We start from the raw sequence: 15,009 nt of genomic DNA on the forward strand, positions 1-15,009 counted from the left end.
TCGGGGTTTAAGTCCGGACCGCTAGGGCGGGGTCCAGGATTCTGCCAACACTAAACACTGCAAAGGAGCATCGAAGGGCTTCTCCAGCCATTCACGAGTTCTGACCCGGGCTGCGGCGGGAAAGTTCAGTGTTGGCTGAAAAAATTTTCCCGAGGCCCTTTTCAGGGTTTCCTGAGGCGCCCCGCAGAGCCCGTCACCCGGGCCCTGCGACCGTTCGTCAGTGGGCTTCGTCCCAATTCGAACCGCTGCCGGTTTCGACGATGAGCGGTACCGCCAGCTCCGCCGCCTTGCCCATCAGGTCGCGCAGTTTCGCCGCCACCTCCTCGACCAGGTCCTCGCGCACTTCCAGCACCAGTTCGTCGTGTACCTGGAGGATGACCCGGGCATCGATGCCGCTGGCCTGCAGCCAGTCGTCCACGGCGACCATGGCGAGCTTCATGATGTCCGCCGCGGTGCCCTGCATGGGCGCGTTGATCGCGGTGCGCTCGGCGGCCTTGCGCATGGCGGCGTTCTTCGAGCCGATTTCCGGCAGGTACAGGCGGCGGCCGTAGAGCGTCTCGACGTAGCCCTGCTCGGCGGCCTGGGCGCGGGTGCGCTCCATGTAGGCCAGCACCCCGGGGTAGCGGGCGAAGTAGCGGTCGATGTAGGCCTGGGCCTCCTTGCGCTCGACGCCGATCTGCTTGGCCAGGCCGAAGGCGCTCATGCCGTAGATCAGCCCGAAGTTGATGGCCTTGGCGCGGCGGCGCTGCTCGGGCGTGACCTCTTCCAGCGGCAGGCCGAAGACCTCGGCGGCGGTGGCGCGGTGCACGTCGCGGTCGTGGCGGAAGGCGTCCAGCAGGCCTTCGTCCTGGGCCAGGTGGGCCATGATGCGCAGTTCGATCTGCGAATAGTCGGCCGACAGCAGCCGGCAGCCCGCGGGGGCGACGAAGGCCTGGCGGATGCGCCGGCCCTCGGCGGTGCGGATCGGGATGTTCTGCAGGTTCGGGTCGGTGGAGGAGAGCCGCCCGGTGGCCGCCACCGCCTGGTGGTAGCTGGTGTGGATGCGCCCGGTGCGCGGGTTGATCTGCTCCGGCAGCTTGTCGGTGTAGGTGCTCTTGAGCTTGCTCAGGGAGCGGTACTGCATGATCACCTTGGGCAGCTCGTAGTCCTGCTCGGCCAGGTCGGCGAGCACGTTCTCGGCGGTGGACGGCTGGCCGGTGGCGGTCTTGGCGAGCACCGGCAGGCCGAGCTTCTCATAGAGGATGGCGCCGAGCTGCTTGGGCGAGCCGAGGTTGAACTCCTGGCCGGCCAGTTCGAAGGACTTGCGCTCCAGTTCGACCATTTTCTCTCCCAGTTCGCGGCTTTGCAGCCCCAGGAGGTTGGCGTCGACCAGCGCGCCGTTGCGCTCGATGCGCGCCAGCACCGGCACCAGCGGCATCTCGATGTCGGTGAGGACCTTGGCCAGCGACGGGATGGCCTGCAGCTTCTCCCACAGGGCCTGGTGCAGGCGCAGGGTCACGTCGGCGTCCTCGGCGGCGTAGGGGCCGGCCTGCTCCAGGGCGATCTGGTCGAAGGTCAGCTGCTTGGCGCCCTTGCCGGCGATGTCCTCGAAGCGGATGGTGCTGTGGCCCAGGTACTTCAGCGCCAGGCTGTCCATGTCGTGGCGGGTGGCGGTGGAGTTGAGCACGTAGGATTCGAGCATGGTGTCGAAGGCCACGCCGCGCACCTCGATGGGCGTGCTGGCATTGGCCAGGACGTTGATGTCGTACTTGGCATGCTGGCCGACCTTGGCCTTGTTCGGGTCTTCCAGCAGCGGCTTGAGGGCCTTGAGCACGGCGTCGCGGTCCAGCTGCTGGGGCACGCCCATGTAGCTGTGGGCCAGGGGCACGTAGGCGGCCTCGCCCGGCTCGACGGCGAAGGACACGCCCACCACCTGCGCCTGCTGGGCGTCGATGCTGGTGGTCTCGGTGTCGAAGGCGATCAGCTCGGCGGCTTGCAGCTTCTGCAACCAGGCGTCGAAAGCGGCCTGCTCCAGCACCGTTTCGTAGCGCGAGTCCTGGGCCGGGGCGCTCTCGGCGGGGCTTTCGCCGGCTTCCTTGGCCTCGCGCAGCAGGTCGTCCAGCCAGTTCTTGAACTCCAGCTGGCGGTACAGCTCGATCAGCGCCTCGCGGTCCGGCTCGCCCGGATGCAGCGCGTCCAGCTCGATGTCCAGGGCGACGTCGGTCTTGATGGTGGCCAGCTGGTAGGACAGGTAGGCCTGCTCGCGGTTTTCCTCGAGCTTGGCCGGCAGGCCCTTGGCGCCGCGGATCGGCAGCTCGGGCACCTTGTCCAGGCTGGCGTAGAGCACGTCGAGGCCCCCGCCGACGCCGGTGAGCAGGCCCAGCGCGGTCTTCTCGCCGACCCCGGGCACGCCGGGGATGTTGTCGACCTTGTCGCCCATCAGCGCCAGGTAGTCGATGATCAGCTCAGGACCGACGCCGAATTTCTCCTTAACGCCATCCACGTCCAGCGTGCTACCGGTCATGGTGTTGACCAGCGTAATGTGCCCGTCGACCAATTGGGCCATGTCCTTGTCGCCGGTGGAGATCACCACCGGGCGCTGCGCTGCGGCGCTGCTGCGGGCCAGGGTGCCGATCACGTCGTCGGCCTCCACCCCTTCCACGCACAGCAGCGGCAGGCCCAGCGCGCGCACCGCCGCGTGCAGCGGCTCGATCTGCACCCGCAGCTCGTCCGGCATCGGCGGGCGGTGCGACTTGTATTCGGCGAACAGCTCGTCGCGGAAGGTCGGGCCCTTGGCGTCGAAGACCACCGCGAAGGGGCTGTCCGGGTACTGCTTGCGCAGGCTCTTGAGCATGTTCAGCACCCCCTTCACCGCGCCCGTGGGCATGCCGGTGGAGGTGGTCAGCGGCGGCAGGGCATGGAAGGCGCGGTACAGGTAGGAAGAGCCGTCCACGAGGACGAGGGGTGCTTGACTCATGAGTGGAATCAACCTTTTCCGGAGGCCAGGGGCTAGAATGACCCCAGCCGAATCGACAAAGGAACAAGGTTATCATGCGCAGTCGCAAACGCTGGTTGCTCGCCGCCCTGCTGGCCGTATCCCCCCTGGTCGCCATGGCGGTGGACGAGGAAGCGCCGACGCCCGAACCGGATGTGACCATCCGCCAGGAGGGCGACAAGACCATCCAGGAATACCGGGTCAACGGCTTCCTCTATGCCATCAAGGTCACGCCCAAGCACGGCAAGCCGTACTTCCTGGTACGCCAGGACGGCAGCGATGGCAATTTCATCCGTTCCGACCAGCCGGACAAGCTGATCCCGCAGTGGCAGATCTTCAGCTGGTAACCCATCAACCCCATGGCGCTCACGAGGCCTGAGCATGTCGGTATTCACCCCTCTTGAGCGTTGCACCCTGGAAAGCTTCCTCGCGCCCTACGGACTGGGGCGCCTGCATGAGTTCCGCGGCATCCCCGAGGGCTCGGAGAACAGCAACTTCTTCGTCAGCCTGGAGCGCGGCGAATTCGTCCTGACCCTGGTCGAGCGCGGCCCGGTGCAGGACCTGCCGTTCTTCGTCGAACTGCTCGACGTGCTCCACGAGGCCAACCTGCCGGTGCCCTACGCCCTGCGCACCGAATCCGGCGAGGCCCTGCGCCAGCTGGAGGGCAAGCCGGCGCTGCTGCAGCCGCGCCTGCCCGGCCGCCACGAGCGCCAGCCCAACGCCCACCATTGCGGCGAGGTCGGCGCCCTGCTGGCGCGCCTGCACCTGGCCACCCGTGGGCGCATCATCGAACGCCCCAGCGACCGCGGCCTGAGCTGGATGCTGCACCAGGGCGAGAACCTCGCCTCGCACCTGGCCCCGGCCCCGCGCGAACTGCTGGAAAACGCCCTGGAGGAAATCGCCCGGCTGCTCGCCGAACAGCCCGAGCTGCCGCGCGCCAACCTGCACGCCGACCTGTTCCGCGACAACGTGCTGTTCGACGGCCCGCACCTGGCCGGGGTGATCGACTTCTACAACGCCTGTTCGGGCTGGATGCTCTACGACCTGGCGATCACCCTGAACGACTGGTGCTCTCACGAAGACGGCGAACTCGACGGTCCCCGCGCCCGCGCGCTGCTGGCCGCCTACGCCAGCCGCCGGCCGTTCACCGCCCTGGAGGCCGAGCTGTGGCCGGAGATGCTGCGCGTGGCCTGCGTGCGCTTCTGGCTGTCGCGCCTGATCGCCGCCGAGGCCTTCGCCGGGCAGGACGTGCTGATCCACGATCCGGGCGAGTTCGAGCGACGCCTGGCGAAGCGGCAGAAGGTGGAGATACACCTGCCGTTTGCGTTGTAGGGCCGCCGCCGGACGGTACGATTTTGTGTAGGAGCGGATTTATCCGCGATTTCCGCCGGCAGGGTCGGCGTATATACGCTATCGCGGACGGAGTCCGCTCCTACGTCCGTGCGTCCCAGGGGCCTCGATGCCCACTTGTAATAGCAGCGCGCCCTGCGCGCGATCGCGGGATGACGCCCCACGGTTCTGCCGGATGGCACGGCTTTTCGTAGGAGCGAGCTTGCTCGCGAATGGCTTCTCTGCAGGGTTTGGTTCGCGAGCAAGCTCGCTCTTACAGGGGTCTGCTAGTTCGGTGTATGCGGGGTGTGAAGATCTGATTCGGAGCAGACATCCCTGTCGATACTCCTCTGCCCAAGTTCAACCCCGGCCTGACCATCCATGGTCAGTCGTTCGCCGGCGCGACGCATGCTCGTACGGAGTGAAGATCCGATCTTGAGCAGACATCCCTGTCGATACTCCTCTGCCCAAGTTCAACCCCGGCCCGGCCATCCTTGGCCGGTCGTTCGCCGGCGCGACGCATGCGTCGCGTAGCGCCGGCTCACCCACATTTCGAATACCCGCAATTCAGACAGGTCGCGCAGCCGTCCATCTGCACCACCGCCATGGTGTTGCACTTGCCGCACAGCTGGGCGCCGGCGGGGAAGCCTTCGCCGGGTTCGGCCTTGTTGGTGCCCTGGGCCGCTTCGTAGGCCGCGCGCTTTTCCGCCAGGTACAGGCGTTGTCCCTCGTCGATCTCCGGGCCCTGCATCAGGCCGATGGCCACCAGGTGGCGTTCCACCACCGCGCCTATCTCGGCGACGATGGAGGGCATGTAGATGCCGCCGCGCTTGAGGTAGCCGCCGCGCGGGTCGAACACCGCCTTCATTTCCTCCACCAGGAAGGTGCAGTCGCCGCCCTTGCGGAACACCGCCGACATGATGCGGGTGAGGGCGACTATCCACTGGAAATGGTCCATGTTCTTCGAGTTGATGAAGATCTCGAAGGGCCGGCGCTGCTCGTAGGGCGTGCCGGGGTTGAGCACCACGTCGTTGATGGTCACGTAGAGCGCGTGCTCGAACAGCGGCGACTTCACCTTGTAGGTGGCGCCCACCAGCATTTCCGGGCGCTGCAGGGTTTCGTCCATCTTCACCACGGCCGCCGCGGCGGCGGCCTCGGCGCGGGCCTTTTCCTCGGCCACGTCGACCACTTCGAAGCCGCGGATCTTCTGGTTGATTTTCACTGGCATGGGATTCCTCCGCGGCTTCAGAACTTGCCGTAGTAGCCTTCTTTCAAGGCATCGAACAGGTTGGCGGCGGTATGCGTCTCGCCGTCGTACTCCACTTCCTCGTTGCCCTTGAGTTCCACCGTGCTGCCGTCTTCCAGCTCGAAGCGGTAGAGGGTCTTCTCCAGGTCCGAGTCCTTGACCAGCACGCCCTGGAAGGCGGCCGGGTTGAAGCGGAAGGTGGTGCAGCCCTTCAGGCCCTGGCGCCAGGCGTAGAGGTAGATGTCCTTGAAGTCCTCGAAGGGGTAGTCGGTGGGCACGTTGGCGGTCTTGGAGATCGACGAGTCGATCCAGCGCTGCGCCGCCGCCTGGATGTCCACGTGCTGCTGCGGGGTGATGTCGTCGGCGGTGACGAAGTACTCCGGCAGGCGGTGCTTGCCGTCCTCGGCGTCGGGCACGGCCTTGGCGTCGACCTTGGCGCGGTAGGCCAGCAGTTCGTAGCTGAACACCGAGATCTTCTCCTTGGTCTTGCGCCCGGCGCGGATCAGGTTGCGCGAGTAGTGATGGGCGAAGCTCGGCTCGATGCCGTTGGAGGCGTTGTTGGCCAGGCTCAGGCTGATGGTGCCGGTGGGCGCGATGGAGCTGTGGTGGGTGAAGCGCGCGCCGTGGCGGGCCAGGGCCTCGACCAGCTGCGGCGCGTGCTCGGCGATGCGCTGCATGTAGCGCGAATACTTGGCGTGGAGGACGCGGCCGGGCACGCGGTCGCCCACTTTCAGGCCGTCGGCGGCCATTTCCGGGCGCTTGCGCAGCATTTCCGCGGTCACTTCGTAGTCCTGCGCCAGCACCGGCGCCGGGCCTTTCTCCAGGGCCAGGTCGAGGGCCACTTCCCAGCCCACCAGGGCCATTTCGCGCGCCACTTCCTCGGTGAACACGCAGGCCTCGGGGCTGCCGTAGCGCAGCTTGAGCATGGTCAGCGTCGAGCCCAGGCCGAGGAAGCCCATGCCGTGGCGGCGCTTGCCGAGGATTTCCTCGCGCTGCTGCGCCAGCGGCAGGCCGTTGACCTCCACCACGTTGTCGAGCATGCGGGTGAACACCCGCACCACCTCGCGGTAGCGCTCCCAGTCGAAGTGAGGCTCCTCGCCGAAGGGGTCGACGACGAAGCCGGTGAGGTTCACCGAGCCCAGCAGGCAGGAGCCATAGGGCGGCAGCGGCTGCTCGCCGCAGGGGTTGGTGGCGCGGATGGCCTCGCACCACCAGTTGTTGTTCAGCTCGTTGACGCGGTCGATGAGGATGAAGCCCGGCTCGGCATAGTCGTAGGTGGAGACCATGATCATGTCCCACAGGTGCCGCGCCTTCACGCGCCCGTAGACCTTGCAGGCGACGCGGCCGTCCTCGCCGACCAGGTATTCGTCGTGGATCGGCCAGTCGCGCCAGAGCACCTGGGCCGGGTCGTCCAGGTCGACCTCGTCGCGCTCCTTGTGGTGCACCGGGAACAGCAGCGGCCAGTCGGCGTCGGCCTGCACCGCCTGCATGAAGTCGTCGGTGATCAGCAGGCTGAGGTTGAACTGGCGCAGCCGGCCGTCCTCGCGCTTGGCGCGGATGAACTCGCGCACGTCCGGGTGGGCGACGTCAAAGGTGCCCATCTGCGCGCCGCGGCGGCCGCCGGCGGAGCTGACGGTGAAGCACATCTTGTCGAAGATATCCATGAACGACAGCGGCCCGCTGGTGTGCGCGCCAGCGCCGGACACGTAGGCGCCGCGCGGGCGCAGGGTGCTGAACTCGTAGCCGATGCCGCAGCCGGCCTTGAGCGTCAGGCCGGCCTCGTGGACCTTCTGCAGGATGTCGTCCATGGAGTCGTGGATGATCCCGGAGACGGTGCAGTTGATGGTCGAGGTGGCCGGCTTGTGCCCCTGGGCGCCGGCGTTGGAGATGATCCGCCCGGCCGGGATGGCGCCATGCCGCAGGGCCCAGAGGAAGCGTTCGTACCAGTGCTCGCGGGTCGCCGCGTCCGGCTCGACGTCGGCCAGGGCGCGGGCCACCCGCTGCCAGGTCTCGTCGACGCTGGCGTCGATGGGCGTGCCGTCCTTCTGCTTGAGCCGGTATTTGCTGTCCCAGATGTCCTGGGACGCCGGCTGCAGTTCGAGTGCCGCCTGGTCTGTGCCCTGCGGGCGAGCATCGGTCTTGGCCATCCGCTGAAGATCCTCCCGTTGGTGCGCGGCCGGCTTGGGGCAGACCGCAATATCTAGTTATCCAGTAAATACACGAAACTACATATTGTGTATTTAGTCCAGCCGGAGACTCTAGTACCCGGAAGAGGTATTTGCCTATGAGGCGATGGGACGCAGGGGGAAAGTGTAGGTGAGCGGGGGCGGGAGGGAGGGGTTGGGGTGGGGGCAAGAGCCTAAGAGCCCAAGAGCGCAAGAGCGCCCTCTCCCTAACCCTCTCCCTAACCCTCTCCCTGAAGGGAGAGGGGACCGTTGGGCAGAGTCGGAGATATAGGAGTTAGCCGGCAACGCCGAAATTTTCAGGCTGATGCCTGTTCTATTCTCGGCACGAACTAGCCCCCTCTCCCTTCAGGGAGAGGGCTGGGGAGAGGGAGCGGTACCCATCCCAGCACCATGGCCCCCCGGCAGGCACCATTCCCTCTCACCCCACCAAAGACCGTAGGATGGGTTGAGCTTGCGATACCCATCACCATGGCATGGCCCGATGGGTATCGCTTCGCTCAACCCATCCTACAAGAGCACTCTCAGAGCTTCTCCAGGCACCCGGCGAACTCGTCGGCCAGGTTACCCAGCAGCTTCTCGTAGCCATTGGCGTCGACCTTGACCGCCACGCCCAGGTCATCCAGCTCGGCCAGCTGCACCGGCAGGCCGGCGCTGAGGGTATCGGCCAGGCGCGGGCGGAGCGGCGGTTCGCTGAAGATGCACGACGGGCCGGCCTTCTGCAGTTGCGCGCGCATCGCGGCGACGTGCTTCGCCCCCGGCTGCACGTCCGCGGACAGGGCGAAGACCCCGGCGTGGCGCAGGCCGTAGGCTTCCTCGAAGTAGTCGAAGGCTTCGTGGAAGACGAAGTAGGGCTTGCCGACCAGCGGCGCCAGGCGCTGCTTCAGGCGCGCGTCGAGCTGCTCCATGCGCTCGTCGAAGGCCTTGAGGTTGGCCTGGTAGCGCCCGGCGTTGAGCGGGTCGGCGATGGCCAGGTCCTCGGCCATGCGCGCGGCGATGGCCTGGGCGTTGGCCGGCAGCAGCCAGAGGTGCGCATCCAGGGTGCCGGGGCGGTGATCGTGGTCGTGGTCCTCGTAGTCGGCGTGGCTCATGTTCTCGAAGTTGACGAACTTGCGCAGGTGCATGCCCGGCAGCTCCTGCACCGCCACGCTGGGCGCCTGGCGGGCCTGCAGCGGCTTGTCGAGGAACACTTCCATGTCCGGACCGATCCAGTAGAACAGCTGGGCCTCGCGCAGGCGGCGCACGTCCGAGGGGCGCAGGGCGTAGCTGTGCGGCGAGGCGCCGGGCGGCAGCAGCACGTCGGGGCTGCCCTCGCCGTCCTGGACGGCGGCGGCGATCAGTTGCAGCGGCTTGATGCTGGTCAGCACCTTGACCTCGGCGCTGGCGCCAAGGCTCAGGAACAGGGTGCAACAGGCGAGGAGCAGGGCGGATGGGCGCAGGGACACGGCGGACTCACACGGGCAGGGAGGTAAAGGGTAATATAATAACGTCTCCGTACCCGAGCGTCGTCGCCGCAATGTACAAGTTGATGCCCAACACCCCGCTGGCCTGCCGCCTGCACGACCACGCCACCTGCGTGGCCGGCGCCCTGGCCGAGGCCGACGCGCTCTGCGCGCGCCAGGGCGTGCGCCTGACCGAGCTGCGCCGGCGCGTGCTGGAGCTGGTGTGGCAGAGCCACAAGCCGCTGGGCGCCTACGACATCCTCGCCGTGCTCAGCGAGGAAGATGGCCGCCGCGCCGCGCCGCCCACCGTCTACCGGGCGCTGGACTTCCTCCTGGAAAACGGCCTGGTGCACCGCATCGCCTCGCTCAACGCCTTCGTCGGCTGCAACAACCCCGAGCACGCCCACGAGGGCCAGTTCCTCATCTGCCGCGCCTGCCACACCGCCATCGAGCTGGAGCAGCCGGCCATCAGCCAGGCCATAGTCGCCGGCGCCGAGGGCGTCGGCTTCAGCGTCGAGACGCAGACCGTCGAAGTGGTCGGCCTCTGCGCCGCCTGCGCGCCCAAGCAGCGGGAGGCCTGATGAGCCAGCCCCTGGTCCGCCTCGAAGGGGTGGGCGTGCGCTATGCCGGGCAGGCGGTGCTGCAGAACGTCAGCCTGAGCATCGGCGCCGGCGAGATCGTCACCCTGATCGGCCCCAACGGCGCCGGCAAGACCACCCTGGTGCGCAGCGTGCTCGGCCTGCTCAAGCCCGACAGCGGCACGGTGTGGCGCCAGCCGAAGCTGACCATCGGCTACATGCCGCAGAAGCTCCACGTCGACCCGACCCTGCCGCTCTCGGTGCTGCGCTTCCTGCGCCTGGTGCCCGGCGTGGGCCGCGAGCAGGCCCTGGCCGCGCTCAAGGAAGTGGGCGCCGCGCAGGTGCTGGACAGCCCGTTGCAGACCGTCTCCGGCGGCGAACTGCAGCGCGTGCTGCTGGCCCGCGCGCTGCTGCGCAAGCCGCAGCTGCTGGTGCTGGACGAGCCCGTGCAGGGCGTCGACGTCGCCGGCCAGGCCGAGCTGTACCGCCTGATCACCCGCCTGCGCGACCGCCTGGGCTGCGGCGTGCTGATGGTCTCCCACGACCTGCACCTGGTGATGAGCACCACCGACCAGGTGGTCTGCCTGAACCGCCACGTGTGCTGCCACGGGCACCCCGAGCAGGTCAGCGGCGACCCGGCCTTCGTCGAGCTGTTCGGCCAGGACGCCCGCAGCCTGGCGGTCTACCACCACCACCACGACCATGCCCACGACCTGCACGGCGAAGTGGTGCCGCAGGGCGGCGCCGGCCTGGCTATCCACGGCAAACTGACCCCGGTCCACAAGCACGACCCCGACTGCAACCATGGCTGATTTCCTTCTCTACGCGCTGCTGGCCGGGCTGTCCCTGGCGCTGGTCGCCGGCCCCCTGGGCTCCTTCGTGGTCTGGCGGCGCATGGCCTATTTCGGCGACACCCTGTCCCACGCCGCGCTGCTCGGCGTGGCCCTGGGCTTCCTGCTGGACGTCAGCCCGACCCTCGCGGTGACCGTCGGCTGCGTGCTGCTGGCCGTGCTGCTGGTGACCCTGCAGCAGCGCCAGCCGCTGGCCGCCGACACCCTGCTGGGCATCCTCGCCCACAGCACGCTGTCCCTGGGCCTGGTGACCCTGAGCTTCATGAAGGAAGTGCGGGTGGACCTGATGGCCTACCTGTTCGGCGACCTGCTGGCGGTGAGCCAGACCGACCTCATGTGGATAGTCGCCGGCAGCGCCCTGGTGCTGGGGCTGATCTGCTGGCTGTGGCGGCCGCTGCTGGCGATCACCGTGCACGAGGAGCTGGCACGGGTCGAGGGCCTGCCGGTCACCGCCATCCGCCTGGCGCTGATGCTGCTGATCGCCATCGTCATCGCCGTGGCCATGAAGATCGTCGGCGTGCTGCTGATCACCTCGCTGCTGATCATTCCCGCCGCCGCCGCCCAGCGCCACGCCCGCAGCCCCGAGCAGATGGCCTTCGGCGCCACCCTGGTGGGCCTGGTGGCGGTGTGCGCCGGGCTTGCGCTGTCGTGGTTCAAGGACACCCCGGCCGGGCCGTCCATCGTGGTCAGTGCCGCAGCGCTGTTCCTGCTGAGTTTTGTCCTGCCGCGGCGGACGGTGTAGAATTTGTCGATTTTTTGATCAATCGAGAATGACTGGCATGAAGTTCCTTGCCCTCCGTCTGCTTTCCGTCCTCTCCCTCGCCCTGCTGCTGGGCGCGTGCCAGAGCCTGTCCGGCCAGGCGCCGAGCGGCTCCGGCTTCGAGGCCCGCCTGGCCGCCGGCCAGCTGGAAGCCGCGCAATTGCAGCTGGGCCAGGAGCACGAGGATGCCGCGCAGCTGGCCGAACGCCGCCAGCGCCTGGCCGACGCCTACCTGCAACGCAGCCGCGAGGCCCTGCAGGCCGGCGACGTCAACGGCGCCAGCAACGCCCTGGCCCGCGCCCGCTCGCTGATGCCGCGCGCCCCGGCGCTGGCCGCCGACGTCAAGGACATCGGCCAGCCCAAGGCCGCCGCCCCGGTCAAGTGCGAGCCCTGAAAGCCGCGTCCGCCCGTCTTATTCCATTTCGCTCGGCCCTTATCCGAACAAGGATTAATCGGCTATAGGAAAGCAGGGTAAAATGCGCGGTTTTTGCCGAGCGCCTACGCTCGTTTGCCAGGACACCCCGGCAGAGCGCGCCATTCCCACACTTCGCCGTACCCACAAGGTTCGCCACGTGATCGAATTCCACGACGTCCACAAGACCTACCGCGTCGCCGGCCGCGACATCCCGGCCCTGCAGCCGACGCGCCTGAGCATCGGCGCCGGCCAGGTGTTCGGCCTGATCGGCCACTCCGGCGCAGGCAAGAGCACCCTGCTGCGCCTGATCAACCGCCTGGAAGAACCCAGCGGCGGGCGCATCGTCATCGACGGCGAGGACGTCACCGCCCTCGACGCCGACGGCCTGCGGCGCTTCCGCCAGCGCGTCGGGATGATCTTCCAGCACTTCAACCTGCTGGCCTCCAAGACCGTGGCCGAGAACATCGCCATGCCGATGAGGCTGGCCGGCAGCTTCAGCGCCGCGCAGATCGCCGCGCGGGTGGACGAACTGCTCGAGCGCGTGGGCCTGCAGGACCACGCCCGCAAGTACCCGGCGCAGCTTTCCGGCGGCCAGAAGCAGCGCGTCGGCATCGCCCGCGCCCTGGCCTGCGGGCCCAAGCTGCTGCTCTGCGACGAGGCCACCAGCGCGCTGGACCCGCAGACCACCGGCCAGGTCCTGCAACTGCTGGCGGAGATCAACCGCGAGCTGAAGCTGACCATCGTGCTCATCACCCACGAGATGGACGTGATCCGCCGCGTCTGCGACCGCGTGGCGGTGATGGATGCCGGCAGCATCGTCGAGCAGGGCGAGGTGGCCGACGTCTTCCTCCACCCGCAGCACGAAACCACCCGGCGCTTCGTCTTCGAGGCCGAGCGCGTCGACGAGAACGAGCAGCACGACGACTTCGCCCACGTGCCCGGGCGCATCCTGCGCCTGACCTTCCGCGGCGAAGCCACCTACGCCCCGCTGCTGGGCACCGTGGCGCGGCAGACCGGGGTGGACTACAGCATCCTCGCCGGGCGTATCGACCGCATCAAGGACCAGCCCTACGGCCAGCTGACCCTGGCCCTGGTGGGCGGTGACATGGAGGCGGCCATGGCCCAGCTGAACGCGGCCGAGGTACATGTGGAGGTGCTGCGCGCATGAATGCTTTTTTTGAAAACATGGGCTTTGTAAACATTGATTGGTCGGAAATCCTCCAGGCCAGCATCGACACCTTCTGGATGCTCGGCGGCTCGCTGCTGTTCACCGTCATCCTCGGCCTGCCGCTGGGCGTGCTGCTGTTCCTCACCGGGCCCAGGCAGCTGTTCCAGAACCGCGCGGTCTACGCCCTGCTGTCCTTCGTGGTCAACGTGCTGCGTTCGCTGCCATTCATCATCCTGCTGATCGTGATGATCCCCTTCACCGTGCTGATCACCGGCACCTCGCTGGGCGTCGCCGGGGCCATCCCGCCGCTGGTGGTGGGCGCCACGCCGTTCTTCGCGCGCCTGGTGGAAACCGCCCTGCGCGAGGTGGACAAGGGCATCATCGAGGCCACCCAGGCGATGGGCGCCAGCACCCGCCAGATCATTTGCAACGCCCTGCTGCCGGAGGCCCGCCCGGGCATCATCGCCGCCATCACCGTCACCGCCATCACCCTGGTGTCCTACACCGCGATGGCCGGCGTGGTCGGCGCCGGCGGCCTCGGCGACCTGGCCATCCGCTTCGGCTACCAGCGCTTCCAGACCGACGTCATGGTGGTCACCGTGATCATGCTGCTGGTGCTGGTGCAGGTTCTGCAGACCGTCGGCGACAAGCTGGTGGTCCACTTCTCCCGCAAATAACCACAAGGCCCCGCGGGCCACAGGAAAATCCCAAAAGGAGCGCTCCATGAAGAAACTGCTTGCCGCCTTCGCCGCCACCGCGGCGCTGTCGATCACCGGCGCCAACGCGGCCGAAACCCTCAGCGTGGCCGCCACCCCGGTGCCGCACGCGGAAATCCTCAACTTCGTCAAACCCATCCTGGCCAAGGAAGGGGTGGAGCTGAAGGTCAAGGAATTCACCGACTACGTGCAGCCCAACACCCAGGTCGCCGAGAAGCGCCTGGACGCCAACTTCTTCCAGCACCAGCCGTACCTGGACGAGTTCAACAAGTCCAAGGGCACCAGCCTGGTAGCCGTCACCGGCGTGCACATCGAGCCGCTGGGCGCCTACTCCAGCAAGTACAAGAAGCTCGACGAGCTGCCCTCCGGCGCCACCGTGGTGATCCCCAACGACGCCACCAACGGCGGCCGCGCCCTGCTGCTGCTGGCCAAGACCGGCCTGATCAAGCTCAAGGACGAGAAGAGCATCACCGCCACCCCGAAGGACATCACCGACAACCCGAAGAACATCAAGGTGCGTGAACTGGAAGCCGCGACCCTGCCGCGCGTGCTGGGCCAGGTCGACCTAGCGCTGATCAACACCAACTACGCCCTGGAAGCCAAGCTGAACCCGACCAAGGACGCCCTGGCCATCGAGGGTTCGGACTCGCCCTACGTGAACATCCTGGTAGCCCGCCCGGACAACAAGGACAGCGACGCCATGAAGAAACTGGCCGCCGCCCTGCACAGCCCCGAGGTGAAGCAGTTCATCCTGGAGAAATACAAGGGAGCCGTGGTTCCGGCCTTCTGATAGCCGACCGCACCTTTGAAGAAGCCGCGCCCCGCAAGGGCGCGGCTTTTTTCTTGGCGGCTGTAAACAAGCTGCAACGGCGGGGGGCTATAACGGTATTTCCACGACTTCTTTCGCTTACAGACCGCTTTTCCAGATTCAGGCAGGGGAGAGCGGTCTTTTTTTGTCTGCGTTTCGCCCGCCGCCCCAACGCCCTGCGCTTTGCGCTCTCCAAAATTATTTGAGCGAGCTTGCTCGCGAACGGATTTCCGGCCGGGCCTATGGTGTTTGTCCGAAGAGCGCCCTCTCCCCAGCCCTCTCCCTGAAGGGAGAGGGGGCAGTCTGTGCCGAGAGAAGTGATGGTTTCAGCCGGAAACCGCTGGCGCTGCCGGCTAACTCAGGAATGCCCAAGCACACCGAACGGTCCCCTCTCCCTTCAGGGAGAGGGTTAGGGAGAGGGGGCGGAGTCAAGCCACGACACCGAAGCAGCCGGGAGGCACCGTTCGCGAGCAAGCTCGCTCCTACGAGAGCACAACACCTCTCGACAACCCCCAGTGATCTTTATATTCTGCACAGCG

The 15,009-nt window shown here is 67.2% G+C and carries 13 protein-coding genes; 9 read left to right on the forward strand and 4 right to left on the reverse strand.

The features are described from left to right. Positions 1 to 217: 217 nt before the first annotated feature. On the reverse strand, positions 218 to 2,956 hold the full coding sequence (polA, locus tag IG194_RS12980) for a DNA polymerase I (protein ID WP_058487902.1): 2,739 nt from the start codon (positions 2,954 to 2,956) through the stop codon (positions 218 to 220). 74 nt (positions 2,957 to 3,030) lie between these two features. Between polA and IG194_RS12985 the strand changes: the two genes are divergently transcribed. Beyond that, positions 3,031 to 3,321, forward strand: coding sequence for a DUF2782 domain-containing protein (locus IG194_RS12985; protein ID WP_009614560.1), 291 nt, complete (start codon positions 3,031 to 3,033; stop codon positions 3,319 to 3,321). A 34-nt stretch (positions 3,322 to 3,355) separates the two neighbouring features. Next, positions 3,356 to 4,306, forward strand: a complete 951-nt coding sequence (locus tag IG194_RS12990) for a homoserine kinase (protein ID WP_058487903.1) — start codon at positions 3,356 to 3,358, stop codon at positions 4,304 to 4,306. A 538-nt stretch (positions 4,307 to 4,844) separates the two neighbouring features. Here the strand turns inward: IG194_RS12990 and IG194_RS12995 are convergent. The 3 genes from IG194_RS12995 to IG194_RS13005 form a co-directional block, all read right to left on the reverse strand. Beyond that, on the reverse strand, positions 4,845 to 5,531 hold the full coding sequence (locus IG194_RS12995) for an NrdJb (protein WP_058487904.1): 687 nt from the start codon (positions 5,529 to 5,531) through the stop codon (positions 4,845 to 4,847). Positions 5,532 to 5,548: 17 nt separating this feature from the next. Next, entirely contained in the window at positions 5,549 to 7,696 is a 2,148-nt protein-coding gene (locus IG194_RS13000; RefSeq protein ID WP_009614554.1) for an adenosylcobalamin-dependent ribonucleoside-diphosphate reductase, read from the reverse strand. A 560-nt stretch (positions 7,697 to 8,256) separates the two neighbouring features. Then, the gene (locus tag IG194_RS13005; RefSeq protein WP_058487905.1) at positions 8,257 to 9,177 is read right to left on the reverse strand and encodes a zinc ABC transporter substrate-binding protein ZnuA; all 921 of its coding nucleotides are present in this window, start codon (positions 9,175 to 9,177) and stop codon (positions 8,257 to 8,259) included. A gap of 71 nt (positions 9,178 to 9,248) precedes the next feature. Between IG194_RS13005 and zur the strand changes: the two genes are divergently transcribed. The 7 genes from zur (at position 9,249) to IG194_RS13040 (ending at position 14,452) form a co-directional block, all read left to right on the forward strand. Beyond that, positions 9,249 to 9,755 (forward strand): zinc uptake transcriptional repressor Zur, encoded by a 507-nt coding sequence (gene zur, locus IG194_RS13010; protein ID WP_058487906.1) that lies wholly within the window; start codon positions 9,249 to 9,251, stop codon positions 9,753 to 9,755. Continuing rightward, on the forward strand, positions 9,755 to 10,564 hold the full coding sequence (gene znuC, locus IG194_RS13015) for a zinc ABC transporter ATP-binding protein ZnuC (protein ID WP_058487907.1): 810 nt from the start codon (positions 9,755 to 9,757) through the stop codon (positions 10,562 to 10,564). The genes zur and znuC overlap by 1 nt, the downstream gene beginning before the upstream one ends. Next, the gene (gene znuB, locus IG194_RS13020) at positions 10,557 to 11,345 is read left to right on the forward strand and encodes a zinc ABC transporter permease subunit ZnuB (protein ID WP_009614550.1); all 789 of its coding nucleotides are present in this window, start codon (positions 10,557 to 10,559) and stop codon (positions 11,343 to 11,345) included. The genes znuC and znuB overlap by 8 nt, the downstream gene beginning before the upstream one ends. 37 nt (positions 11,346 to 11,382) lie before the next feature. Next, positions 11,383 to 11,757: a hypothetical protein gene (locus tag IG194_RS13025; RefSeq protein WP_043312550.1), complete on the forward strand. Its 375-nt coding sequence runs from the start codon at positions 11,383 to 11,385 to the stop codon at positions 11,755 to 11,757. 178 nt (positions 11,758 to 11,935) lie between these two features. Then, a complete protein-coding gene (locus IG194_RS13030) occupies positions 11,936 to 12,946 on the forward strand; it encodes a methionine ABC transporter ATP-binding protein (RefSeq protein ID WP_058487908.1) in 1,011 nt (336 codons plus the stop codon). Continuing rightward, positions 12,943 to 13,623, forward strand: a complete 681-nt coding sequence (locus IG194_RS13035; RefSeq protein ID WP_058487909.1) for a methionine ABC transporter permease — start codon at positions 12,943 to 12,945, stop codon at positions 13,621 to 13,623. Before IG194_RS13030 ends, IG194_RS13035 begins: the two co-directional genes overlap by 4 nt. Positions 13,624 to 13,669: 46 nt before the next feature. Continuing rightward, positions 13,670 to 14,452 carry a MetQ/NlpA family ABC transporter substrate-binding protein gene (locus IG194_RS13040; protein ID WP_043270076.1) on the forward strand — a complete coding sequence of 261 codons (783 nt, stop codon included), beginning with the start codon at positions 13,670 to 13,672 and terminating at the stop codon, positions 14,450 to 14,452. Positions 14,453 to 15,009: the final 557 nt, after the last annotated feature.

Origin of the sequence: Pseudomonas sp. ADPe (assembly GCF_014843515.1) — a bacterium.
GTDB classification, from domain to species: domain Bacteria; phylum Pseudomonadota; class Gammaproteobacteria; order Pseudomonadales; family Pseudomonadaceae; genus Pseudomonas; species Pseudomonas citronellolis.